Source organism: Achromobacter deleyi (genome assembly GCF_902859705.1).
GTDB lineage: Bacteria > Pseudomonadota > Gammaproteobacteria > Burkholderiales > Burkholderiaceae_B > Achromobacter > Achromobacter deleyi.
On sequence record NZ_CADIJO010000009.1, the window covers coordinates 103,015 to 124,888 of the forward strand.

Annotated in this window: 22 protein-coding genes; 13 read left to right on the plus strand and 9 right to left on the minus strand. The window is 66.9% G+C overall.

The window, feature by feature from the left end:
• Positions 1–22 precede the first annotated feature (22 nt).
• Together HV798_RS14925 and HV798_RS31945 are read right to left on the minus strand one after the other, a co-directional pair.
• A complete protein-coding gene (locus tag HV798_RS14925; RefSeq protein WP_175192994.1) occupies positions 23–952 on the minus strand; it encodes a YncE family protein in 930 nt (309 codons plus the stop codon).
• 113 nt (positions 953–1,065) lie between these two features.
• The gene (locus tag HV798_RS31945) at positions 1,066–1,368 is read right to left on the minus strand and encodes a zinc ribbon domain-containing protein (RefSeq protein WP_175192993.1); all 303 of its coding nucleotides are present in this window, start codon (positions 1,366–1,368) and stop codon (positions 1,066–1,068) included.
• A gap of 236 nt (positions 1,369–1,604) precedes the next feature.
• Here HV798_RS31945 and HV798_RS14935 point away from each other — a divergent pair, with 236 nt between their 5' ends.
• Positions 1,605–1,871 (plus strand): hypothetical protein, encoded by a 267-nt coding sequence (locus HV798_RS14935; protein ID WP_175192992.1) that lies wholly within the window; start codon positions 1,605–1,607, stop codon positions 1,869–1,871.
• 180 nt (positions 1,872–2,051) lie between these two features.
• The gene (locus HV798_RS14940) at positions 2,052–2,684 is read left to right on the plus strand and encodes a LysE family translocator (protein WP_175192991.1); all 633 of its coding nucleotides are present in this window, start codon (positions 2,052–2,054) and stop codon (positions 2,682–2,684) included.
• 12 nt (positions 2,685–2,696) lie between these two features.
• Here HV798_RS14940 and HV798_RS14945 read toward each other — a convergent pair whose 3' ends face one another.
• The gene (locus tag HV798_RS14945) at positions 2,697–3,074 is read right to left on the minus strand and encodes a DUF1294 domain-containing protein (RefSeq protein WP_175192990.1); all 378 of its coding nucleotides are present in this window, start codon (positions 3,072–3,074) and stop codon (positions 2,697–2,699) included.
• Positions 3,075–3,492: 418 nt separating this feature from the next.
• Between HV798_RS14945 and HV798_RS14950 the strand changes: the two genes are divergently transcribed.
• The gene (locus HV798_RS14950) at positions 3,493–4,125 is read left to right on the plus strand and encodes a class I SAM-dependent methyltransferase (protein ID WP_175192989.1); all 633 of its coding nucleotides are present in this window, start codon (positions 3,493–3,495) and stop codon (positions 4,123–4,125) included.
• Here the strand turns inward: HV798_RS14950 and HV798_RS14955 are convergent.
• From HV798_RS14955 to HV798_RS14970, 4 genes are all read right to left on the minus strand, one after another.
• Positions 4,084–6,363, minus strand: coding sequence for an FdhF/YdeP family oxidoreductase (locus HV798_RS14955; protein WP_175192988.1), 2,280 nt, complete (start codon positions 6,361–6,363; stop codon positions 4,084–4,086). The genes HV798_RS14950 and HV798_RS14955 overlap by 42 nt on opposite strands.
• A 184-nt stretch (positions 6,364–6,547) precedes the next feature.
• The gene (locus HV798_RS14960; protein ID WP_175192987.1) at positions 6,548–7,513 is read right to left on the minus strand and encodes a LysR family transcriptional regulator; all 966 of its coding nucleotides are present in this window, start codon (positions 7,511–7,513) and stop codon (positions 6,548–6,550) included.
• Positions 7,514–7,583: 70 nt separating this feature from the next.
• The gene (locus HV798_RS14965) at positions 7,584–8,888 is read right to left on the minus strand and encodes an ArgE/DapE family deacylase (RefSeq protein ID WP_175192986.1); all 1,305 of its coding nucleotides are present in this window, start codon (positions 8,886–8,888) and stop codon (positions 7,584–7,586) included.
• Positions 8,889–8,977: 89 nt separating this feature from the next.
• Positions 8,978–10,294, minus strand: coding sequence for an MFS transporter (locus HV798_RS14970; RefSeq protein WP_175192985.1), 1,317 nt, complete (start codon positions 10,292–10,294; stop codon positions 8,978–8,980).
• A gap of 180 nt (positions 10,295–10,474) precedes the next feature.
• Here HV798_RS14970 and HV798_RS14975 point away from each other — a divergent pair, with 180 nt between their 5' ends.
• The 3 genes from HV798_RS14975 to HV798_RS14985 all read left to right on the plus strand — a co-directional run bounded on the left by HV798_RS14975 (position 10,475) and on the right by HV798_RS14985 (position 13,458).
• Entirely contained in the window at positions 10,475–11,440 is a 966-nt protein-coding gene (locus HV798_RS14975) for a LysR family transcriptional regulator (RefSeq protein WP_175192984.1), read from the plus strand.
• 89 nt (positions 11,441–11,529) lie between these two features.
• On the plus strand, positions 11,530–12,012 hold the full coding sequence (locus HV798_RS14980) for a MarR family winged helix-turn-helix transcriptional regulator (RefSeq protein ID WP_175192983.1): 483 nt from the start codon (positions 11,530–11,532) through the stop codon (positions 12,010–12,012).
• 129 nt (positions 12,013–12,141) lie between these two features.
• On the plus strand, positions 12,142–13,458 hold the full coding sequence (locus tag HV798_RS14985) for an NAD(P)-binding domain-containing protein (protein WP_175192982.1): 1,317 nt from the start codon (positions 12,142–12,144) through the stop codon (positions 13,456–13,458).
• 7 nt (positions 13,459–13,465) lie between these two features.
• Here HV798_RS14985 and HV798_RS14990 read toward each other — a convergent pair whose 3' ends face one another.
• Positions 13,466–14,545 carry a type VI immunity family protein gene (locus tag HV798_RS14990; protein WP_175192981.1) on the minus strand — a complete coding sequence of 360 codons (1,080 nt, stop codon included), beginning with the start codon at positions 14,543–14,545 and terminating at the stop codon, positions 13,466–13,468.
• Complete coding sequence (locus HV798_RS14995) at positions 14,546–15,277, minus strand: GntR family transcriptional regulator (RefSeq protein WP_175192980.1); 732 nt, start codon at positions 15,275–15,277, stop codon at positions 14,546–14,548.
• 218 nt (positions 15,278–15,495) lie between these two features.
• Between HV798_RS14995 and HV798_RS15000 the strand changes: the two genes are divergently transcribed.
• From HV798_RS15000 to HV798_RS15030, 7 genes are read left to right on the plus strand one after another with little or no spacing between them, the layout of a single operon-like run.
• Positions 15,496–16,362, plus strand: coding sequence for a fumarylacetoacetate hydrolase family protein (locus tag HV798_RS15000; RefSeq protein ID WP_175192979.1), 867 nt, complete (start codon positions 15,496–15,498; stop codon positions 16,360–16,362).
• Entirely contained in the window at positions 16,355–17,353 is a 999-nt protein-coding gene (locus HV798_RS15005; RefSeq protein WP_175192978.1) for an ornithine cyclodeaminase family protein, read from the plus strand. Before HV798_RS15000 ends, HV798_RS15005 begins: the two co-directional genes overlap by 8 nt.
• 52 nt (positions 17,354–17,405) lie before the next feature.
• Positions 17,406–18,506, plus strand: a complete 1,101-nt coding sequence (locus HV798_RS15010; protein WP_175192977.1) for a cupin domain-containing protein — start codon at positions 17,406–17,408, stop codon at positions 18,504–18,506.
• 35 nt (positions 18,507–18,541) lie between these two features.
• Positions 18,542–19,033, plus strand: coding sequence for an aromatic-ring-hydroxylating dioxygenase subunit beta (locus tag HV798_RS15015; protein ID WP_175192976.1), 492 nt, complete (start codon positions 18,542–18,544; stop codon positions 19,031–19,033).
• Positions 19,034–19,055: 22 nt separating this feature from the next.
• Positions 19,056–20,324: an aromatic ring-hydroxylating dioxygenase subunit alpha gene (locus tag HV798_RS15020; protein WP_025138630.1), complete on the plus strand. Its 1,269-nt coding sequence runs from the start codon at positions 19,056–19,058 to the stop codon at positions 20,322–20,324.
• Between the two features lie 2 nt (positions 20,325–20,326).
• Entirely contained in the window at positions 20,327–20,647 is a 321-nt protein-coding gene (locus tag HV798_RS15025; RefSeq protein ID WP_025138631.1) for a non-heme iron oxygenase ferredoxin subunit, read from the plus strand.
• Positions 20,644–21,873 carry an NAD(P)/FAD-dependent oxidoreductase gene (locus tag HV798_RS15030; protein ID WP_175192975.1) on the plus strand — a complete coding sequence of 410 codons (1,230 nt, stop codon included), beginning with the start codon at positions 20,644–20,646 and terminating at the stop codon, positions 21,871–21,873. The genes HV798_RS15025 and HV798_RS15030 overlap by 4 nt, the downstream gene beginning before the upstream one ends.
• The last annotated feature ends 1 nt before the right edge of the window (position 21,874 follow it).

Sequence of the window (21,874 nt, forward strand, 5' to 3'; positions counted from 1 at the left end):
CAGGGACTTGCAACGGCAGCCCTCATTGCCCACCTGCGGGCTTGAACGCCAGCCGATCGACAACCGCCCCGGTATGAAAATCCACAATCTCGCCGCCATGCGTCAATAGCCGATCGCCAAACCAATCCGACGCCAGCCGTGCCGGCGGCCCGCGATGGCGCAGGATGGCGTTGTCGACCGCGCCGGTACGGGCATCGATGACCAGGTCTTCGCCCCAGTTGCTGCGCGGCGTCTCTGACAGGGGCAGGCAAAGGTAGGTGCCGTCTTCATTGAAGTAGATGTTGCCGGCGCGCACTTCGCCGTACTCGCCGATATCGCGCGACCAGCGCACCGCGCCGTAGCGGTCGCAGCACAGCAGGCGGTTGTTGGCGGCCGTGGCGAACAAGGTCTCGCCGTCTCGGGCGAAGCGCACCCGCGCCACTTTTTCGCCCAACGGGAGTTTGACTTTTTGAACGTCGCCGCTGCGGCAGTCGACGGCCAGCACCGAGTCTTTCGCGCGTTCGTCCGGGGCCCACAAGCGGCCATCGAAGGGGTCCACATCGCCGAAGCGGGCGTCGAGATCGCGAGCGATGGGGTCGCTGCATTCGCCGCTGTCCAGGTCGATCACCACGGGGCGGCGCTTGCCATTGAAGACGCTGACCAGGGCAAAACGGCCAGACGGGTCAAAGCGCGACCAGAACGACAGGAACTTGTCGGTCTGGTGGGCGACGTTGCCGTTGGCTACGAAGGTCAGGCGGGTGCGACTGGCGTTGCGCACGGTCACCCAGTCGGCCGAGGCCAAGGCCAGGGCATTGCCGTCGCGGGCCACATCATTGACGACGTCGCTGGCCTGCGCGCCGGGTACGGCCGACAACTGGCCGCTGGCAAGGTCGTACCTGGCCAGCCCGGGCTGGGGCAGGAAACGATCGGTCTGGTCGAAGAACACCAAACGGCGGCGCACATCTATGTACATCTCGGACTCCAGCGGGGGGGCAGGGCAGCACTATATCGCTTGCCGCCTGCGCACAGTCGGGCTGGACACACCGGACCAGTGCGGTGCCAACGACCCCCGCCTGATTTTCTACGTCACGTTTGTACCCGCACACCGCACTGACCGCAAAAACTCGCCCCCGGCGTGAGGGCGGCTTTGCATTGCGGACAAGCAGCCAGGACCAACGATGCCCCGCATTGCCCGCAGTACCGGCCGCCCGCGGCTTGCGATGCGCCACAGGCACTGCAGCGGGCGGTGGACTGCCCGGGCGCGACGTTTGCCGGCGCATCGCCTTGCGCCGGATAGCGGCCATGGCGTTGGCCGTGGCCGCCGCCATGAGAATCTTGACCGTGGTGGCTGCCATAGGCGCCGCCCAGAAGTTGCTTAAATAGGCCCATGTTCGGACTCCCGTTCGCCTTGCGGCATTGATCTGGGCTCGATTCAAAAGCATGAAGTAACTTTAGGGTCAATGGGGCTCAAACACTCAGTGACCAGGCCGTTGCGCGGGTCGGGGTTGTCTGTGCACAGGGCTTGGTTCGCGTCTTGAAACGCCGGTCATCGAACAATCGGAAATTTCCCACAAAGCGGCGACAGGGATTCGTCTAGAGTTTTGTGCAGCCAGCCCCGCAGCCAGATGCTTCGCGCCAGCCAGGCTGACGAGGCCCCCCGCTCGCCCTCCAAGCAAACCCCCGGTCAGATCCCGCCGATGAGTGTCTTGTTTCTTATTGCCGTTGCCATCTCACTGATCGCCTATTGCGCGGCTTGGCGGCTTGCCATTGCGGCCAGGGCAAAAATCTTCATGTTTTCGCTGTTGACGATCCTGGCTTTTTTCTCGGTGTTGGCGATCCAGGTGGGGGGCAGCACGCCGCAAGGGGCGATTGCCGTACACCCGGAATATTGATTTCGGATTCAATGAACCGCGACACCGCACAAGAAAAAAACACCTGAAGCATTCCCGGCGGCCATGCAGGGCCCCCTGGAAAGGTTGGAAGCCGCGGCCAATCACAGGGTAAAGTTTCGGACTACGCTTTGACGAAAGCCTGACCGTCCAAACCAACACGCCCTACGTCCGGAGACCCCCATGTTCCCCCTTGAAGTCCTGTTGCCCTATCTGCTTGCCTGCGCGATCGTGGTGGTGTCGCCCGGTCCGGACAACATCCTGGCCCTCAGCCGCGGCCTGAGCCAGGGCAGGGTGGCGGCCGCCGTGTCGTCGCTGGGCGCGGCCGGGGGCATCATGGTGCATACGGTGGCGGCCACGTTTGGGCTGTCGCTGCTGATGCAGACGTCCGAAGCGCTGTTCTGGGGCATCAAGCTGTTGGGCGCGGCCTACCTGATCTACCTGGGCATCAAGGCCCTGCGCGCCAAGGACCTGATCACCCTGCGCAAGTCGCACCACCTGCCATTGCGCAAGGTGCTCAGCGTGGGGTTCTTCTCGAATGTGCTCAATCCCAAGCCGGGGCTGTTCGTGCTGGCGTTCCTGCCGCAGTTCGCGGATGCCAGCCGGGGCTCGGTACAGGTGCAGATGCTGGTCTACGGGTCGATCTTCGCCTTGCTGACCTTCGTCATCTTTGCGCTGGTAGGCGCGTTTGCGGCCCGCTTGTCCGGCTGGCTGGTGTCGCGTCCGGCGGTGGCGGCGCGGTTGAACACGACGGCGGGACTGACGCTGGTCGGGGCGGGCGTGCTGGTGCTGTCGCTGAAGTCGGGCAAGGCCTGACGGCCTGGCCCGTTACCCCACCCACGGCTTGGCCAGGGGCTGCCACAGCGCGCGGCCCATCGGCGACCACGCCCCTGCGAACAAGGCCAGGTTCAACACGACCGTGATGCCGTAGACGATTCGAAACGGCCGTTTCACCGATTTATGCCGCAGCCAGCGCTGGGCCAGCAACGCGCCGGGCCAGCCGCCCGCCAGCGCCAAGCCATGCAGGGTGCGCTCGGGAATCCGCCACAGGCCGGCCCGGGCCAGGGCCTTGTCGCGGGCGTAGACGCCGAAGGTGATGAGGCTTAGCAGCACGTAGGCAACGCCGACCCACAGCGGCACGGCCCACAGGTAGACCGCCAGGCCATAGGCGGCGGCGCAGGCCAGCAGGAAGATCGGGCCCTTCATGATCGGGGCGCCTTGCCGCGATTAGCGGTCGAGACCGCGATGGCGGCAGGGGTTCTGGATAGGTTCATTGCATGAGTTCCGACGCTGCGTTGGCGTGTTCCAGCCGGGCGGCGAGCCGAGGTGAGGGCGGCACCTGACGGCCGCCGTCATCTCGCCTACCAGGACGCCGCCCGGCGCGAGTCACCGAGTGTAGAGAATTCTGAAGATGCGCATCACGCGCCTTCAGCATGCGCGACGCCTCGCCATGGGCGACAGCGCCTGCGCGCCGCGCCGGGTTGCCCCCGCGCCGTCACCGATTGAGATATTTACGACCGTGGCGTTAATGTTTTCTTAAATCGGCGGACCGTAGACTCTACGCAGACGCCGCCCGGCCATGTTGCCGGGCGGTGGCGTTTGGGAACGACACGGAAATCCTGCAATGACGACACATGCCTCCCGGTATTCGGATTACCTGCATTTCTTTGCGGCCTGGCTGGGCAACCCCCTGAAGGTCGCGGCCATCGCGCCGTCGGGCGCGGCGCTGGCCGAGCTGATCACCCGTGATGTCCGGCCCGGCAGCGGGCCGGTGCTGGAACTGGGGCCGGGCACCGGCGCGTTCACGCGGGCCTTGCTGGCGCGGGGCGTGGACGAGGCCAGCCTGGTGCTGGTCGAGCCGGATGCCCGCTTTGCCCAACTGCTGCAGCGGCGCTATCCGCGCGCCAGCATCCACCAGATCGACGCGGCGCGCCTGGGCCGTGCGGGGCTGGCGGCGGGCGCTGCCGAGGCCGTGGTCAGCGGCTTGCCCTTGCTGGCGATGCCGCCGCGGCAGGTCATGGCCATTCTGGCGGGCGCGTTCGGCCAGTTGGCGCCGCAGGGCTGTTTTTACCAGTTCACCTATGGCGTGCGTTGCCCGGTGCCGCGCGTGATTCTGGACCGGCTGGGCCTGAAGGCGACCCGCGTGGGCCGCACGCTGTTCAATCTGCCGCCCGCGACGGTGTACCGGTTTTCACGCCGGCCACCGGCGCGCGGCTCAGTCGTCCAACCCGGCCCGTCGTACCCGCACCGGCACTGACTTGTACGACGGCGTGCCGCTGTCCTGGTCGATGTAGTCCAGCGGCACCAGGACGTTCGCTTCGGGGTAGTAGGCCGCCACGGTGCCGCGCGCGATGCTGTATTCGATGGCGGTGATGTTTCTGAGCGTCAGCTTGCGGCCATCGGTGGCGGTGTCGATGTCGACCAAGTCACCGTGTTCCAGGCCCAGCGCGGCCAGGTCGTCGGGGTTCATGAACAGCACGTCGCGCCGGCCGAAGACGCCGCGGTAGCGGTCGTCCAGGCCATAGATGGTGGTGTTGTACTGGTCGTGGCTGCGTATCGTGACCAGGGTCAGGACGTCGTCTTCCCACGCCGTGTTGCTTTCGCGGATGCCGGGAAAGACCGAGAACATCGCCTTGCCCGAGGGCGTGTTCCAGCGCCGCTCGGTGGCGGGCAGCGGCATGCGAAAGCCGCCCGGCACGCGGATGCGGGCGTTGTAGTCGTCAAAGCCCGGGATGGTGCGTTCGATCAGCGCGCGGATACGGTCGTAGTCGTCGACCAGGCCCAGCCAGTCGACCTTGCTGCCGGGCAGCACGGCGCGGGCCATGCCGGCGACGATGGCGGGTTCGGACCGCAGGTGCACCGAGGCCGGCTTCAAGCCGCCGGCGGACGCGTGCACCATCGACATGGAATCTTCCACCGTGATCGACTGCGGGCCGCCGGCCTGCACGTCCAGTTCGGTGCGGCCCAGCACGGGCAGGATGAAGGTTTCCTTGCCCACCAGCAGGTGCGACCGGTTCAGCTTGGTGCCCAGGTGTACGGACAGGCGCAGCTGTTTCATGGCGTCAAAGCAGCGTTCGGGGTCGGGCATGGCCATGGCGAAGTTGCCGCCCAGGCAGATCAGCGCCTGCACCTGGCCGGCGATCATGGCCTGCATGGCCTGCACCGAATCGTGGCCGTGGGCGCGCGGCGGCGAGAAGCCGAACACGTCTTCCAGGTTGCGCAGGAAGCTCTCGGAGGGCTTTTCGGTGATGCCGACGGTGCGGTTGCCCTGCACGTTGGAATGGCCGCGCAGCGGGCAGATGCCGGCGCCGCGCTTGCCGATATTGCCGCGCAACAGCAGCAGGTCGGCAATCAGGCGCACGTTGGCGGTGCCCTTGTTGTGCTGGGTGATGCCCATGCCGTAGGTGACGATGGCGGCGGTGGACCGCGAATAGGCCTCGGCCACCTGTTCCAGGCTGGCGCGGGCCAGGCCGCTGTGCTTTTCGATGTCGGCCCACGAGGTCGCTTCCAGGTCGGCGACCAGTGCGTCCAGGCCTTGGGTGTGCTGGGCGATGAAGTCGTGGTCCAGCGCGTCGCCGCGCTCGGCGTCCAGCGCCAGCAGGGCCTTCATGATGCCCTTGAGCGCCGCGGCGTCGCCGCCAGCCTTGACCTGGTAGTAGGTCGAGGCAATGTCGGTGGACCCGTAGGTGGCCATCTCGACGATGCTCTGCGGGTCGGCGAAGCGTTCCAGCGCGCGTTCGCGCAGGGGGTTGAAGACGATGATCGGCACCTTGCGGCGGGCGGCTTCGTGCAGCGTGCCCATCATGCGCGGGTGGTTGGTGCCCGGGTTGTGGCCGATCGAGATGATGAAATCGGTGTGGTCGAAGTCGTCCAGCGACACGGTGCCCTTGCCGATGCCGATGGACCGCGGCAGGCCGACGCTGGTGGCCTCGTGGCACATGTTCGAGCAATCGGGAAAGTTGTTGGTGCCGAATTCGCGGGCGAACAGCTGGAACAGGTAGGCCGCTTCGTTCGAGGCCCGGCCCGATGTGTAGAACTCGGCCTGGTCGGGCGTTTCCAGTTCGCGCATGACCTGGCCGATGCGGGTGAAGGCGTCTTCCCAGGACGCCTCGCGGAAGGTGTCGCTGGCGGCGTCGTAGACCATGGGGTGGGTCAGGCGGCCGAAGTTTTCCAGCTCGTGGTCCGACAGCGCCAAGAGCGACGTGACCGTGCGCTGGGCGAAGAATTCGGGCGTGACGCGCTTGCTGGTGGCTTCCCAGGTGACGGCCTTGGCGCCGTTCTCACAGAATTGGAAGGTGGATTTGTGCTCTTTGTCGGGCCAGGCGCAGCCGGGGCAGTCAAAGCCCGTGGGCTGGTTGGTGCGCAGCAGCAGCACGGGGGCCTGCACCACTTCCATCTGCTGGCGCACGGCCTGGGCGGTGGCCTTCAGGGCGCCCCAGCCGCCGGCTGGGCCGTTGTAGGGGCGGATGCCGGGCACTTCTCGTTGCTTGCTCATCATGGTTCTCCTGCTGGCGCCGGGCCGCAGCCCGTGACGGCAAGACGGCGCCGTCCACGCCCAAGGTCGACAGCGTGCCTTGCGGCGGTGCAGCAGGCCAATCGTTTGACTGAATTTCGTGATAACCGCTGGTTATCACGGGGGCAGGTCTGCGACTTGCCCTCGGTTCAGACGCAGGGGGGATTCAGGCGACGCCCCGGTTCAGCGCGGCGTCGCGGTTCAGCGGTTCGTTCAGGGCGGCTTCCAGGTCCATCCCCTTGGCGATCTGCCAGGCTGCTTCGGACAAGGCCGGTTGCGGCTCGCGCCGCAGGCGGATCAGGCAGACGTCCTGGGTGATTTCCGGGGTGATGGGATGCACCCGCAGGTCGGCGCCTTCATGGCGGGTGGGCAGGGCGCTCAGCGGCAGGATGCTGAAGGCGCGGCCGCTCTGGCATTCGGCCAGCAGCATGCGCATGTCGTTGGTTTCCAGCACCACGTCGGGCTGCGCGCCGGCCGATCTGAACTGTTCGTCCAGCGTCTGGCGGTTCTGCATGTCGCGGCTGAGCAGGCACAGCGGCAGCTCGGCCACTTCGGCCCAGCCCAGCTGGCGCGGCAGCGAGGCCTGGGCGTCGGCCACCAGCACATAGCGTTCCGAGAACAGCGGCAGCACGTCGTAGTCGGCGCCGGCCACCGACCGGTCATACAGCATGCCCAACTGAATGTCCTGTGATTTCAGGCGCTTGAGAATTTCTGGCGTGCTCAGCGCGGCGACTTCCATGGAGAGCTGCGGCAGGATCTCGCGGTACTGCGCGCTGAGCAGCGAGGCTGCGTGGCCGGCGGTGGGAATGACGCCGATGGCCAGGTGGCCCTTGGGCACGCTGCGGATCAGCCCGGCTTCCTGGCGCAGGCCTTCCAGCGACGTCAGCATCTGCCGCACCCACTGGATCACGCGTTCGCCTTCGGGCGTGATGCCCTGGAAGCTGCGGTTGCGCCGCACGATGGTGATGCCCAGTTCCCGTTCCAGCTCGCGGATGCCGTTGGACAGGGCCGGCTGCGACACGTGGCAGGCTTCGGCCGCGCGGCCGAAATGCCGGTGCTTGTCCAGGGCGATCAGGTAGTTGAGCTGGCGGATGAACATGGCGGCGCGGCGTGGGGCAGGTGCAACGGCCAAGGATATCTGAAATACCGCGCGGGCCGGATGGCCGGCCGCGCGGCAATGCCTGCCAGGCCGGCCCCAGGGGCTAGCGGGCTTCGCTGACGCCGCACCACTGCGCGATGAACAGGGCGATGGTCTTGGTGATCAGCCGCAGGGATTCCAGGTGCACGCGTTCGTCAAAGCCGTGGATGTCCAGCGACTTCGGGCCGTAGACCAGGGTGGGCATGTTGCCGTAGATCACGAACACCCGGGCGTCCAGGTAGCCGGGCGTGGTGAAGCTCTGCAGATCGCTCTGGAACGCCTGGCGGTGGCAGGCGCGCAGCGTGTCTTCGGCGGCGCTGCCTTCTTCCAGCACGTAGCCTTCGGCGTAGAAGCCGGTGTAGGTGACCGTGGGCGGCGTGCCGCCCAGCCGCGGGTCGGACACGGCATCCCGCAGGCAGGCGTCGATCTCGGCGCGGGCCTCGTCGGCGGTGGTGCCGGGGTAGATCGCCGCGCGCACGTCGAATTCGCACCAGGGCGGCACGGTCGACGGCCAGTCGCCGCCTTCGATCTTGCCGATGTTGAAATTGATCGGGTGGTCCAGGTGCTCGAAATGGCGGTGGCAATGGTGCTGGCCGTTCCATTTGGCCTCGATCCGGCGCAATGCCTCGATGGCGGCATAGGCCGCGTCGATGGCGTTGAAGCCATTGGCCATTTCGCGGGTGTGGGTCGGGTGGCCCTGCACGCGCACCTTGAACCACAGCACGCCGACGTTGGCGCGCACCAGCATGTTCTCTTCGGGCTCCGGAATGATGACGGCGTCGGCCTGGTAGCCGCGCAGCAGGGCCGCCAGCGCGCCGTTGCCGGTGCATTCTTCTTCCACCACCGACTGGAAGTAGATCGGGGCTGCGGGCGCATAGCCCGCAGCGCGCACGGCGTCGTAGGCATACAGGTTGGCGGCCAGGCCGGCCTTCATGTCGGCCGCGCCGCGGCCGTACATCCAGCCGTCGATGATGGCGGGGTCCCACGGCGAACGGCTCCACATGTCGACCGGGCCGGTGGGCACCACGTCGATGTGGCCGTTCAGGATCAGCGACCGGCCGGTCTGCGCCTCGGGGCGGTATGTGCCGACCACGTTGAAGGCGTTTTCGTACGACACGGTGACCGGGCCGAAGCCCGGGTGCGACTCGATGTCCTTGACGTCGATTTTCCAGCGGTCCATCGCAAAGCCGCGCTGGCGCATGGCTTCGAACAGGAAGTCCTGCGCCGTATGTTCCTGCTCGCGCAGCGACGGAAACCGCACGAGGTCCTGCGTGAACGCCAGCTGGGCGTCGAAGCGGGCGTCCACGGCTTGCAGAATGCGGCGGGTCTGCTGCTCGGTCAGCGGGGCGGGAGTGGTTGTCTGTGTCATGCGGGGTTCCTTGAATAAGCAATGAGGGAAGGGCGACGGCCCCAAGCGGCTGTTCGGGCCGTCGCTCGGGCAGCCGCTCGGGTCGCCAGTCAGGCAGCGGCGGCGTGCGCCGCGTCCAGGCGCAGGCGGCGCTTGTGGCCGGCCAGCGCCCAGATCGACACCAGCGTGATGGCCGACAGCACCGAATAGAAGATCGCCAGCGGCAGCCACTGGCCCGGGTAGTGGTACGTCAGCCAGGTGCCGATCAGCGGCGTCAGCCCGCCAGCCACCGCGCCGCACAACTGGTACGACAGCGAAATGCCGGAATAGCGCACATGCGTCGCGAAGGCCGAGCTGATGTAGCCGGCCATGGCGGAATAGATGGCCGCCATGAAGACCAGCACGATCGCGATGCCGGCGATGATGCTGAAGGCGTCGCCGCGCGTCACCAGCACGAACATCGGGTAGGGCGCAAACACCGAGAACAGGGCCGCCGTGATCAGCACGCGCGCCGTGCCCACCACGTCGGCCAGCCAGGCCGCCACGGGCTGCACGATGAACTGGATGATCGCGACCACGAACAGGCAGTCCAGGATCAGCGCGCGGTTCAGGCCCAGCGTCTGAGTGGTGTAGGACAGCATGAACGTGTTGGTGAAATAGATGCCGCCGATCGCCACCGTGCACACGCCCATGCACAGCAGCACGGTGCGCCAGGCGGTGCGCAGCACTTCCTTGGCGGGCACCTCGGCGCGCTGCTGGCGTTCCAGCACCTTGGCGAAATCGGGCGATTCATTGACGCCGACCCGGATGAAATACCCCACCAGCAAGAGCACGGCGCTGATCAGGAAAGGCACGCGCCAGCCCCAGCTGACGAAGTCGGCTTCGTCCAGCGTGGTGAGCAGGCGAAACGCCAGCAATGACAGGATCAGGCCCGCCGGGCTGCCCAGCTGGGCGAACGAGGCCGCGAAGGTGCGGCGGCGTTGCGACGCATGTTCGCCCGCCATCAACACGGCGCCGCCCCATTCGCCGCCCACGGCCAGTCCCTGGGCCAGGCGCAGCAGCAACAGCAGGGCGGGCGCCCACAGGCCGGCGCTGGCGTAGCTGGGCAACAGGCCGATGCCGACCGTGGCCAGGCCCATGATCACCAGCGTTGCCATCAGCGCATTCTTGCGGCCGACGCGGTCGCCCAGGTGGCCGAAGATCACCCCGCCCAGCGGCCGGGCCAGGAAGCCTGCGGCAAAGGTGCCGAACGACGCCATGGTGCTGACGAACGGGTCCGCAGTGGGAAAGAACACCTTGCCGAAAACCAGTGCGGCGGCGGTGGCGTAGATGTAGAAGTCGTACCACTCGATGGTGGTGCCGACGAAGGCGGCGGTGGCGGCGCGAACCGGTTGCCGTTGCGGGGCAGGGCTGGCGGGAGCGGCCATGGGTTTCTCCTTGTATGGGTATTGATGTTCGAAGGCGGTTTATCGCTCCCGGCGCCATATAACGTCAATTTATGTTTTATAATAATTAACTTAAATTTGGTTTATGTATGGCGGTTTTGCTGGCGCTGCAGGGCACTTCCCGGGCCTGGCCGCCACCGTCGCCTACCGCGGAACGCCCTGATGCCCTCTACGACTCCCCTGGCCACCCGCCCTGGCGAACGCCTGGACTGGAACCTGCTGCGCACCTTCCTGGTCATCGTCCAGGAACGCAGCATCAGCGGCGCCGCCGCCAAGCTGCACCTGACGCAGTCCGCTGTCAGCCAGGCGCTCAAACGCCTGGAAGACCAATTGCAGCGGCGGCTGATCGAACGCCACAACACCGCGTTCACCGTCACCAATGCGGGCGAAGAAGTCTGCCGCGCGGCCGAAGCCATACACGGCAATGTGTCGCACCTGCTGACCCACGTGTCGCAGACCGACGTGGCCGAAGTGGGGCGCATCCACTTGCTGGTGGCCAGCCGCATCCACTCCACCGTGTACGACAACTTCTGGGCGGACTTTCATCGCGTGCATCCGCGCATCGAGGTGCAGATGGACGTGCTGCCCAGCAGCGAGATCAGCACCCTGGTCCAGCAGCGCGCGGCCACGGCCGGCATCGCGCTGTGCCGGCAGATGCCCAAGCGGCTGGATCACAAGGTCTTCCTGCAACAACGCTATGCGCTGTTCTGCGGCCGCAACCACGCGCTGTTCGGGCGCCAGGACATCCGCATCGAAGATCTGCTGGGCGAGAATTTCGTGTCTTTTGCCAGCGACGCCCTGGGCGACAGCCTGTCGCCGCTGACTATCTTTCGCGACCAGCGCGGGTTTTCAGGCCGCATCGTCGCGTCGTCGACGCATCACGATGAGGTCAAGCGGCTGCTGATCGCCGGCTTTGGCATCGGCTGCCTGCCGGAACACAGCGTGCAGGCAGACCTGGCGCAGGGCCGCCTGTGGCGACTGCCGCCGGGCGAGGGCGTGTGCTCGGTGGACCTGCATCTGCTGTGGCACCGCGACGCCCAGCACACGCCGGCCGAAGTCGCCTTCCTGAAGCATTTCCGCGACTACATCGATCGCTATTCGATGGCCGAACGGCTGGCGACCGCGTAGGTGTAGACAGGCCATGGGCTTGACAGCCCGGAACACAACGAATAATGTTGCTACTACCAACTAATAATTCGTTGACCGTTCATTCAGCCATGAGCCCCACCCGCAAGCGCAGCGCGACCGAGGACGCGGAAGCCCTTTACGAAGCCGTCAATCAACTGATCCGGGTGCATCAGTTTCGTGATCGCGACCGCATCTGTTGCTACGACGTGTCGGTGGCACAGTGCTATGCGCTGGAAACGCTGGTCAAGCAAGGCCCGCTGCGGCTGCAGTCGCTGGCACAAGAGATGTTTCTGGATAAAAGCACCGCCAGCCGGGTGGTCGATTCGCTGGAACGCAAAGGCTATGTCACGCGGGTGGCCGACGCCGCCGACCGACGCGCCGTGCAACTGGCGCCCACCGCCAAGGGCAGGGCGCTGTACCAGACCATCCGCGCGGATCTGGTCGCCGAAGAGGCCGCCATGATCGAACACATGCCGCCCGAGGTGCTGGACGGCGCCTTGGATCTGCTGGGCCAGCTGACCCGCGCGGCGCAGGCGCACTGTCGCGCCGAGGCGACCCGCCCGGCTGAATAACGCATCCCAAAACAGAATCGTTGCAGGTCCGCCGTGGCGCAAGCGCGGCATTTTTTTCAGTCAAATAGTTGTTAGTACCAATCAATAGTGGGAATCCCCCCACGTGTCTTGAAAGAAGAGGTGTCAATCATGAGCATGGATCATCTACCCATTGCAATCGTCGGCGCGGGGCCGGTCGGCCTGGCTGCCGCGGCCCATTTGCTGGAAAGGGGGCTTGCGCCCCTGGTGTTCGAAGCTGGCGCCACGGCAGGAGCCAGCATCGGCCGTTGGGGCCATGTGCGCATGTTTTCCCCGTGGAGCTTCAACATCGATGCCAAGGCCGCGGCATTGCTGGCGCCGACGGGCTGGGTGGCGCCGCCGGCCGACGCGTATCCCACAGGGCGAGACCTGTTGACGCAGTACCTGTGGCCACTCGCCGAGGTAGCGCCAATTCGCGAGCGCCTGCACCTGAACAGCCGCGTGGTGTCGGTCAGCCGCGCGGGCCACGACGTCATGCGCACTGCGCAGCGCGGGCAGGCGCCGTTCCTGTTGCGGGTGGCGGGCCCCGAGGGCGAGCGGGACGTGTTGGCGCGGGCGGTGATCGATGCGTCCGGCACCTACGCAACGCCCAACTGGATGGGCACGCACGGAATTCCTGCCTTGGGCGAAATGGCGTCGGCGGACCGCATCGCCTACGGCGTGCCCGACGTGTTGGGCGAGGCGCGCCACCGCTATGCCAACCGGCGCGTGCTGGTGCTGGGCAGCGGCCATTCCGCGTTCAACGCACTTCACGACCTGGCCGAACTTGCCGCCGCCGAGCCACGCACCCAGGTGTTGTGGGCGATTCGCGGCGTGTCGCTCGAACGCATCCTGGGCGGGGGCAAGAACGACCAATTGCAGGAACGCGGCAAACTGGGCCTGGTGATCGGGCGGCTGCTGGATGAAGGCAAGATCGCGCTGCATACCGGCGTTCATGTCGACCGGATCGCCGAATCGCCTGAAGGGTTGCGCCTGCATGCCGCCAGCCAGGTTCTGCCGCCGGTGGACGAAGTCATCGTGGCCACGGGCTTTCGGCCCGAGTTGGGGTTGCTATCCGAACTGCGCCTGGAACTGGACCCGGCTACGCAAAGCCCGGTCCGGCTGGCCCCGCTGATCGATCCGAATGTGCATAGCTGCGGCACCGTGCGGCCGCACGGTGCCGCGGAACTGTCGCATCCCGAAGACGGGCTGTACGTGGTGGGCATGAAAAGCTACGGCCGGGCGCCGACGTTCCTGATGTGGACCGGCTACGAGCAGGTGCGCTCGGTGGCAGCGGCGCTGGCGGGCGACTGGGAGGCCGCCGGGCGGGTCGAGCTGGTGTTGCCCGAAACCGGCGTCTGCCACACGCAGTTTCGCCGGCCTGACGCGGTGGCCGAACGCGGACCGGGGTGCGGCACCACCGCATGCGCGAGCGGACGGCAGGGCTAGGGGACGGTCACTGCGTACGGTCCAGCGTATGGACTTGATCCAGCCGTGGCGTGTCCAGCAGCCGGGCCTTGGCATCCAGCAATTCATCGTCGGTCACGTCGAAGCGCTGGAGCCAGGCCTCCCCCTTGAAATCGGTCAGGCGTGGCTCGCCTGCCGCGCTGGCAATCAGATGCAGCCAGAATTCCGCGCTTCGTTGTGCCTTGAGCGCGGCATTGGGCAGCACATACTGGGGCGGCTTGGGGTCGATCAATGTCGCGGCGGTATCCGGTTCATTGCCCGCCTGTATCACGATGCCTGTGCCGTAGTCGTAGAACGCGAACCAGTCGGGGGGCAGCGCCGAGCGCAGCGTATGCAGGCCGCCCGCCTGCTCGACCATTTCGTGATTGATCGCCGTCAGCCAGGAAACGGTCTTGAAGGTGTCGCGCTTGAGCTTGGAGGCGGAAAACACCGGTGCGCCGACATCGACGCCGCGGAACTGGTCGGACACGACGGCCTCGGTCGGCTGGCTGCTGTTCCATTCGGTAGGCGACAGCACGAAGCCGAAGCCGCCGTGTCCGTGAAACGCGTGCAGCCGGCGGGCGAAGGCCACGAACAGGCGTTGAAATGCCTGAGGCTGTTCGACGACTTTCGCAAACGGCAGCGCAAAGCGCAGCACATCCAGCCGCGGGCGTTTCTTGACCTCCCAGGCCGGCGCGGTATCGACACAGAAGGCATACGGCCCGGCGTCCTGACGCTTGGCGCCGCTGGTGTAGCTCAAATCGATCTCTTCGTCTTCGTCGAGGGCATTGAACCAGTCGCGAATGGCGGGCGCCTTGGCGTAGCGCAGGCAGGGCGGGCCGGAAGGAGGTTCGCCGCGCCACAGCCAGGTGAATACGTCGCCGGCCTGGGCCAGGTAATCATCGAAACACTGGGCAATCGCGGCCCGCTTGGCGAGCGTGAAGCCGCCATCGAAGTACAGCGTGCCGGTGACCGTGACCACGGCGCCCACATAGTCTTGTGGACCCCCGCGCATCAGCAGGCCGCCGGGAAACGGGAGCCCCTCCGGGTTCTCGCGCAGCGTGGCGGCAAAGGCTTCCGGGTTCATCATCTACGCCGCACTGTCCGCCAGCAAGGGCCGCGCCGCTGACGCGCCGCGCAGCGATTCCAGCAGCACGCGCTTGTTCTCGCGGCTGCGGTAGGCGTGTTCGCGCATCAGGTTTTCGGCGCGCACGGCTTCGCGCCGGGTGATGGCGCGCAGCAGGTCTTCGTGGTCTGCCTGCGCGCGCAGCACAAACGGCGTTTCCAGCAGGGAAGGGGTGGACGGCAGCGTCAGCGCGGCGGGGCCGGCCAGCGGGGTCTTGTTGTTGTGTTCCAGCGCGGACAGCAGGGCGCGGTTGCCGGCGGCCTCGCACAGGATTTCGTGAAAGCGCCGGTTGATCTGGCCCCAGGCGCGCGCATCGACGGTGGTGTTGGGATCGCGCCTGGCGGGCGCCAGCAGCGCGCGGCCTTCCTCGACGGCTTCGGACAACTGGGCCAGCACGGCCTCGGGCGCGCCGCGTTCGGCCAGCAGCCGGGCCGCCATGCCTTCCAGCACGCCGCGCACATCCACGGCGTCGCCGATTTCTTCCACGGTGAACGCCCGCACCCGGAAGCCCCGGGACGGCAGCCGTTCCAGCAGGCCTTCCTTTTCCAGTTCCGTCAGCGCGATGCGCAGCGGCGTGCGCGACACGCCCAGGCGGGCGGAAAACTGCAATTCGACCACGCGTTCTCCGGGCTGCAAGGCGCCCGAAAGCACCATGTCCCGAAGTTCGGAAATCACTTTGTCGATCTGTGCGGCCATAGCGGAGCGTCGGCTGAAGATTGTCTGAAAGGGGGCTCCAGTGTACCCAGAAAATTGCATGCAATCGCGCAGAGAATTTGGATTTCTACCTTGCGATTAATCAAAATTGCATGCAATAATCCAGAAAAACAGCGTTCAAGCCGCAAATAATTGCCTGAATGCATGCAAAGAAAACTCAATTGCATGCCGTCGGGCACTGCAAAAGCCCAGGAGACAAGATGAAGCTGATCAGCTTCCTGCACGCAGGCCGCCCCGGCTGGGGCGTGTTGCGCGGCACCGAGGTGGTGGTGCTGACCCCCGTATGGCCCGATGTCATCGCCGCGCTGGCGGCCGGCCCCGAGCAGATCGCGCAGGCCGCCCAGGCGCCGGGCCTGTCCTGTATTGCGCTGGCGCACCTGCAATGGCTGCCGCCCGTGCCCGCGCCCCGCAAGATTCTGTGCGTGGGGCTGAACTACGGCCGCCACGTACAGGAGGCCGGACGCGAGCTGCCCGCACACCCCTCGCTGTTTCCGCGGTTCGCGGACAGCGTGGTCGGCCACCGGGAAGCCGTGTGGAAGCCGCGCGCGTCCGACAAGTTCGACTACGAAGGCGAACTGGTGGTGGTGATCGGCCGGGGCGGACGCCACATCGCCGCGGCGGATGCGCTGTCGCACGTCGCCGGCTACACCTGCATGGCCGAGAACTCGGTACGCGATTTCCAGAAGCACAACGCCCAGGTGACGCCGGGCAAGAACTTCGAGCGCAGCGGCGCGATCGGCCCCTGGCTGGTGACCGCCGACGAGATCGGCGACCCCGCCCGCCTGCAGGTCATTTCGCGGCTGAACGGCGAAGTCATGCAGCACGGCGACGTGTCGGACCTGATTTTTCCCATTCCCGAGCTGATCGCCTACATCAGCGCCTTTACCCCGCTGTCCACCGGCGACCTCATCGCCACGGGCACGCCGGAAGGCGTGGGCGCCAGCCGCAAGCCGCCGCGGTTTCTGGCGGCGGGCGATCGGCTGGAAGTGGAAATTCCCGGGATCGGCACCTTGAGCAACATCGTGGCGGACGAACCCGCCGCGCAACCAGGAGACGCGCATGGCTGATGCGCTGCGGTACCTGACGGAACGCGATGTCGTGTCCGTCCTGGATATTCCCCGGGCCATCGACGCCTTGCACGACATGCTGATCGCGCAGGGCCGGGAACAGGCGCGCAATCTGCCCAAGACGCTGGCCACGTGGGGCGACGGCAGCTCAATGCATGCATTGGGTTCGGTGCAGACCGGCGCGGCAGGCTATGCCGGCTTCAAGACGTGGGTGCATACCAAGGCGGGCGGCGGATCGCTGTTCAGCCTGTTCGATGCCGGCTCGGGCGCGCTGCGCGCCATCATCGAGGCACGCGCCCTCGGCATGCTGCGCACGGCGGCGATCAGCGGGGTGGCCACCCGGGCGCTGGCGCCGGCGGATGCCACCCGCGCCGCGCTGATCGGCACCGGTCCGCAGGCCGTGACCCAGCTGGCCGCGCTGGCGGCGGTGCGTCCGCTGCGCCAGGTTCGCGTCTACAGCCCCACGCCCGAGAAGCGGCGCGCCTTCGTGGCCAGCGTGGCGGGCAAGTATGCCTTCGACATCCAGGCGTCGGACACGCTGGAACACGCCCTGGCCGGCGCCGAGATCGTCACGCTGATCACGCGCGCCGTCGACCCGTTCGTGGACGCGGCGCGGCTGGCGGACTGCCGGCACTTGAACGCGGTGGGCGCGATTTTGCCGAGCAAGGCCGAGTTCGCCCAGGACGTGTTCGAGCGCGCGGATGGCGTGGTGGTGGACGACCTGGAAAACGCCCGCCGCGGGTCGCGTGAACTGCGCGAGCGCTATGGCGCCGACGGTGCGCCGTGGCCGGGCGTGACCGTGCTGAGCGACTGGCTGGCGCAGGGGCTGGCGCGGCCTTCGGACGCCCGCCTGACGATCTTCAAGGGCATGGGCATGGGCCTGTCGGACCTGGCGATGGCCCGGGTGGTCTTTGAGCACGCTCGCGACCAGGACCTGGGCCTGGCGCTGCCGCCCCAGACCCGCGAAAACCTGCTGCTGGCGCAGCCCTGATCCGCATTCAATCAACCAAGACCGCCGACGCCGGCGGCAAGAGGAGACAAGCATGTTCGTCGACGTCAGCGGGGCGGCGCCCCGGGAACAGAACAAATGGCCGTCGATCGTGATCCCCAAAGAGGACATCGATCTGGAAATCGCACGCCTGATCGACGCGCCCCGGCCGGACAACGGCCGCCGCGCATCGCTCATCACCCATCCTGAGGCGAGCGCGCCGGGCCTGGGTCTGGCCCCCGGCACGGACGTCACCATCAACGTGGTGAACCCGGGCGAGCGCAGCTTCAACCTGCGCAAGAATTCCAACATGCTGGAAATCTGTATCAGCGGAGAAGGCGTGGCCACGGTGGCGGGCCGCGACATCCGCGTGGGCCATTGGGACGTGTGGAATACGCCCGCCATGCAGGTGCATTCGTATCGCAACGAGGGCAAGACGCCCTGGGTGCGGCTGTCTTATTCCAACGCGCCCCTGTTGGAAAAGCTGGAGATCCATTACGTCGAAGAGTTCGACGGCGCGGTGCCGCCGGCCGACGCCAATACCCGGCCCGCGCCGCCGCGGGCGCCGGACGCCGCCCGCTCGCGCGACCTGGCGCTGCGCGAACAGATCACGCCCGAGGGCGCGTGGCTGCTGGGCTACGAATGGCTGATCGACATCGACGTGCTGGACTCGAAGGCGCTGCACTGGCCCTGGCAGGCGGTGTCGCGCCACCTGCCCACGGTCGAGGACATGGCGCGGGGCTACAACGGCCGCCGCCTCTTCGTGTTGTACAACCCGGCGACGGAACGCCGCATCGGCACCACGCACAGCTTTTTCGCGACCATCTCGTCGTCGCCGCCCGACAACCACCATGTGCCGCATCGCCATAGTTCGTCGGCCATCAACTATTACCTGCGCGGCAATGGCTACAGCAAGGTCAATGGCGTGCGGCTGGACTGGAAGGCGGGCGACCTGATCCTGTCGGCCCCCGGCTGGGCCATGCACTCGCACCACTCGGGCACCGAGACCACGTCGGCACTGACCGTGCAAGACCACCCGCTGCAGATCGCGATGGAATCGCTGATCTGGCAAGAGCGCATGCAGGAACCCATCCTGGCGCTGGGCAGCCAGAGCGGCTTTGAAAGCAACCGCGCGCAATTGGCCGCCGCCTCTTGACCCCGCGCCCCGACGAATCCATATCCGGACCCACCATGACCCTGACTGAACTGTCCGACGCGCCGTCGTTGCGCGCGCGCCTGCGGGACTTCTACGACGACTACGCCTTCTGCCTGGACGAAGGCCGGCTGGAGCAATGGCCGGACTTCTTCACCGAAGACTGCCATTACCGCGTGCTGTCCCGCGAAAACCACGATGCGGGCCTGCCGCTAGGCCTGATCTACTGCATGAATCGCAACATGGTGCGCGACCGCGTGACCGCGCTGCGCGAAACCACCATGTTCGAGCCGCGCTCGCTGCGCCATTTCATCAGCGGCGTGCGCGTGATGGACGTGCAGGGCGAGCACATCGTGTCCCAGGCCAATTTCGCCGTGATGGAGTCGCTGTCCGACCGCGAGCCGACCCTGAACATGGTCGGCCGCTACCTGGACGTGCTGCGCGTCACGCCTGACGGCATTGCGATCAGCCGGCGCGACTGCGTGTACGACAACTATCGCGTGCGCACGTCGTTGATCGTTCCCATCTGAATCCGCTGCAAGGAAACCTGCCATGACCTGTTCCGACTCCGCCGTGCTGGACACGCCTGCCGCGGCCCCCATTCATCTTGAGCGCCGCTGGCCCAAAGAGGGCTACACGCGCATTCCCAACTGGGTCTATACCGATCCGGCCATATTCCAGAAGGAAATGGACGTGTTCTTCGCCGGCCAGACCTGGAACTACGTCGGCCTGGAATGCGAAGTGCCCGACGTGGGCTGCTACAAGCGCAACTGGATCGGCAACCGTCCGGTGATCATGGTGCGCACCGACACCGGTGAAGTCGGCGTGCTGGAAAACCGCTGTGCGCACCGCGGCGCGCAGATCTGCTGGCACAACACCGGCAAGGTGACCGACTTCACCTGCCCCTACCACCAGTGGAACTACGACCTGAACGGCAACCTGCAGGGGGTGCCGTTTCGCCGCGGCGCCATGGGCAAGGGCGGCATGCCCAAGGACTTCGACCCCAAGCAGAACGGCATCCGCAAGCTGCGCAGCGTGAACCGCGGCGGCTCGATCTGGGCCACGTTTTCCGAGGATGCCCCCAGCTTCGAAGACTATTGCGGCCCGGAAGTGCTGGCCGAGATCGACCACATGCTGCCGGGCAAGCCGCTCAAGCTGCTGGGCTACAGCCGCCAGCTGATCCCCAGCAACTGGAAGATGTACCTGGAAAACCTGAAGGATCCGTACCACGCGACCTTGCTGCACACCTTCTACATCACCTTCGGCCTGTGGCGGGCGGACTCGAAGTCCGAATGCATTCCGACCGGCGGCGGCGCGCACAGCGTCATGGTGTCGCACAACGAAGGCAAGAAGAAGACGGAAGCCACCACCGAGATGAGCCGCTTTCGCGACGACCTGGAACTGCTGGACCTGGAAACCGTGACGCCGCGCGCCGAGTTCAACCGCGGGCGGGTGGGCGGCGCCTGGGTGTTCCCGGCGGCCCAGTTCGGCATCCAGGCGAACTCGCTGAAAACCCGCCACGTCATTCCCCGCAGCCCCACCGAACACGAACTGGTGTTCACCTATTACGGGTACGAGGACGACGATGAGGAAATGACCCGCTTGCGGCTCAAGCACGCCAACCTGCTGGGGCCGGCCGGGTTCGTGTCGATGGACGACAGCGAGATGCTGAACCAGGTGCAGATCGGCGTGACCGGCTATCCCGAGGCGCGCGGCATCGTCGAAATGGGCGGCCGCGACACGGAACCGGCCGACTACATGGTGACCGAGGTGCTGATCCGGTCCTTCTACGACTACTACCGCAAGGCAATGGGGCTGTGACCATGGATATCTGGAAACCTGTCGCCCGGCTGGCGGAGATCTCGCCGGACACGGGCACCCTGCGCGTGGTGCACGAGGGCGAGGCGGTCTGCCTGTACGACCTGCAAGGCGAGATCTGCGCCACCCAGGATCGCTGCCCGCACGGCAATGCCAGCCTGGCCGACGGCTACCTCGAAGACGGCAAGATCGAGTGCCCGCTGCACCAGGGCGTGTTCGACATCCGCTCGGGCAAGCCGCAGTGCCCGCCGGTCACGACCGACCTGCGCCGCTACGACGTGCGCGTCGAGGCCGATACGGTCTACCTGAAGGCGCAAGCAACGTGAGCGCGGACGCCATCGTCATCGTCGGCGCCGGCCAGGCGGGCGGCTGGGCCGCGACCACGCTGCGCAGCCGGGGCTTTGTCGGCCGGGTGGTGCTGCTGGGCGACGAACCGCATGCGCCCTACGAGCGGCCCCCGCTCAGCAAGGCGGTGCTGGGCGGACAGGCGCCTGCCGAGAGCACCGAACTGTTTTCGGCGCAGCGCCTGGCGGAACTGGACATCGCCTTCCACCCCGGTATCGCCGCCACGCGGCTGCGGCTGGCGGACAAGCGGGTAGAGACGTCAGATGGCGCCTCGGTCAGCTATGCCAAGCTGATCCTGTGCATGGGCGGCCGGCCCGTGGTGCCGCCGCTGCCCGGCGTGGACAGCCCGGGCGTACACGTGCTGCGTACCCGCGACGATGCGTTGCGGCTGCGGGCGCGGCTGGGGCCGGACCGGCATGTCGTCATCGTGGGCGGCGGATGGATCGGCCTGGAAGTGGCCGCCACGGCGCGCCAGGCCGGCAGCAGGGTGACTGTGCTGGAACAGGCGGCGCGCCTGTGCGCCCGCAGCGTGCAGCCCGGCGTGTCTGCCCATCTGGCCGCCCTGCATGGGGCGCATGGCGTCGACCTGCGGCTGGGCGCCAGCCTGTCGGCCATCCATACGCTGCCCGATGGCCGGCCGGTCGCCGAGCTGTCCGATGGCACCCGGCTGACGGCTGATGCCGTGGTGCTGGGGGTCGGGCTGGCCGCCAACGATGCGCTGGCGCGCGAAGCCGGCATTGCCTGCGACCGCGGCGTGCGGGTCGATGCGCATTGCCGTACGTCGGCGCCGGATGTCTATGCGGCCGGCGACGTTGCCGTGTCGACGCATCCCGCCACCGGTGACGCGATGCGCCTGGAATCGTGGCAGAACGCCCAGGACCAGGGCATGGCGGCGGCCCTGGCGGCGCTGGGCGAGTCCGCCCCGTATGCGCCGACCGGCGCGGTCTGGTCGGAGCAGTACGGCGCCATGGTGCAGATCGTGGGGTTTCCGGCGCTGGCGCAATGCGAAGTGCTGCGTCCGCAAGCCGATCGCCGGATGCTGCTGTCGGTGTCGCTGGATGCCGCCGGCCGCGCCGTGGCCGGCGTGGCGGTGGATGCCCCGCGGGAATTGCGCCAGCTGCGCAAATGGATCGCGCAGGGCGCAGTCCTGGACCCGGCGTTGGTGCAGCGGCCAGACGTGCCGTTGGCCAGCGCCCAGATCGGATGAC

Excerpts from the sequence above, each read along its gene's own strand:
- HV798_RS14925 (WP_175192994.1), bottom strand. The coding sequence starts at position 952 with ATGTACATAGATGTGCGCCGCCGTTTGGTGTTCTTCGACCAGACCGAT.
- HV798_RS31945 (WP_175192993.1), bottom strand. The coding sequence starts at position 1,368 with ATGGGCCTATTTAAGCAACTTCTGGGCGGCGCCTATGGCAGCCACCAC.
- HV798_RS14935 (WP_175192992.1), top strand. The coding sequence starts at position 1,605 with ATGCTTCGCGCCAGCCAGGCTGACGAGGCCCCCCGCTCGCCCTCCAAG.
- HV798_RS14940 (WP_175192991.1), top strand. The coding sequence starts at position 2,052 with ATGTTCCCCCTTGAAGTCCTGTTGCCCTATCTGCTTGCCTGCGCGATC.
- HV798_RS14945 (WP_175192990.1), bottom strand. The coding sequence starts at position 3,074 with ATGAAGGGCCCGATCTTCCTGCTGGCCTGCGCCGCCGCCTATGGCCTG.
- HV798_RS14950 (WP_175192989.1), top strand. The coding sequence starts at position 3,493 with ATGACGACACATGCCTCCCGGTATTCGGATTACCTGCATTTCTTTGCG.
- HV798_RS14955 (WP_175192988.1), bottom strand. The coding sequence starts at position 6,363 with ATGAGCAAGCAACGAGAAGTGCCCGGCATCCGCCCCTACAACGGCCCA.
- HV798_RS14965 (WP_175192986.1), bottom strand. The coding sequence starts at position 8,888 with ATGACACAGACAACCACTCCCGCCCCGCTGACCGAGCAGCAGACCCGC.
- HV798_RS14970 (WP_175192985.1), bottom strand. The coding sequence starts at position 10,294 with ATGGCCGCTCCCGCCAGCCCTGCCCCGCAACGGCAACCGGTTCGCGCC.
- HV798_RS14975 (WP_175192984.1), top strand. The coding sequence starts at position 10,475 with ATGCCCTCTACGACTCCCCTGGCCACCCGCCCTGGCGAACGCCTGGAC.
- HV798_RS14980 (WP_175192983.1), top strand. The coding sequence starts at position 11,530 with ATGAGCCCCACCCGCAAGCGCAGCGCGACCGAGGACGCGGAAGCCCTT.
- HV798_RS14985 (WP_175192982.1), top strand. The coding sequence starts at position 12,142 with ATGAGCATGGATCATCTACCCATTGCAATCGTCGGCGCGGGGCCGGTC.
- HV798_RS14990 (WP_175192981.1), bottom strand. The coding sequence starts at position 14,545 with ATGATGAACCCGGAAGCCTTTGCCGCCACGCTGCGCGAGAACCCGGAG.
- HV798_RS14995 (WP_175192980.1), bottom strand. The coding sequence starts at position 15,277 with ATGGCCGCACAGATCGACAAAGTGATTTCCGAACTTCGGGACATGGTG.
- HV798_RS15000 (WP_175192979.1), top strand. The coding sequence starts at position 15,496 with ATGAAGCTGATCAGCTTCCTGCACGCAGGCCGCCCCGGCTGGGGCGTG.
- HV798_RS15005 (WP_175192978.1), top strand. The coding sequence starts at position 16,355 with ATGGCTGATGCGCTGCGGTACCTGACGGAACGCGATGTCGTGTCCGTC.
- HV798_RS15010 (WP_175192977.1), top strand. The coding sequence starts at position 17,406 with ATGTTCGTCGACGTCAGCGGGGCGGCGCCCCGGGAACAGAACAAATGG.
- HV798_RS15015 (WP_175192976.1), top strand. The coding sequence starts at position 18,542 with ATGACCCTGACTGAACTGTCCGACGCGCCGTCGTTGCGCGCGCGCCTG.
- HV798_RS15020 (WP_025138630.1), top strand. The coding sequence starts at position 19,056 with ATGACCTGTTCCGACTCCGCCGTGCTGGACACGCCTGCCGCGGCCCCC.
- HV798_RS15025 (WP_025138631.1), top strand. The coding sequence starts at position 20,327 with ATGGATATCTGGAAACCTGTCGCCCGGCTGGCGGAGATCTCGCCGGAC.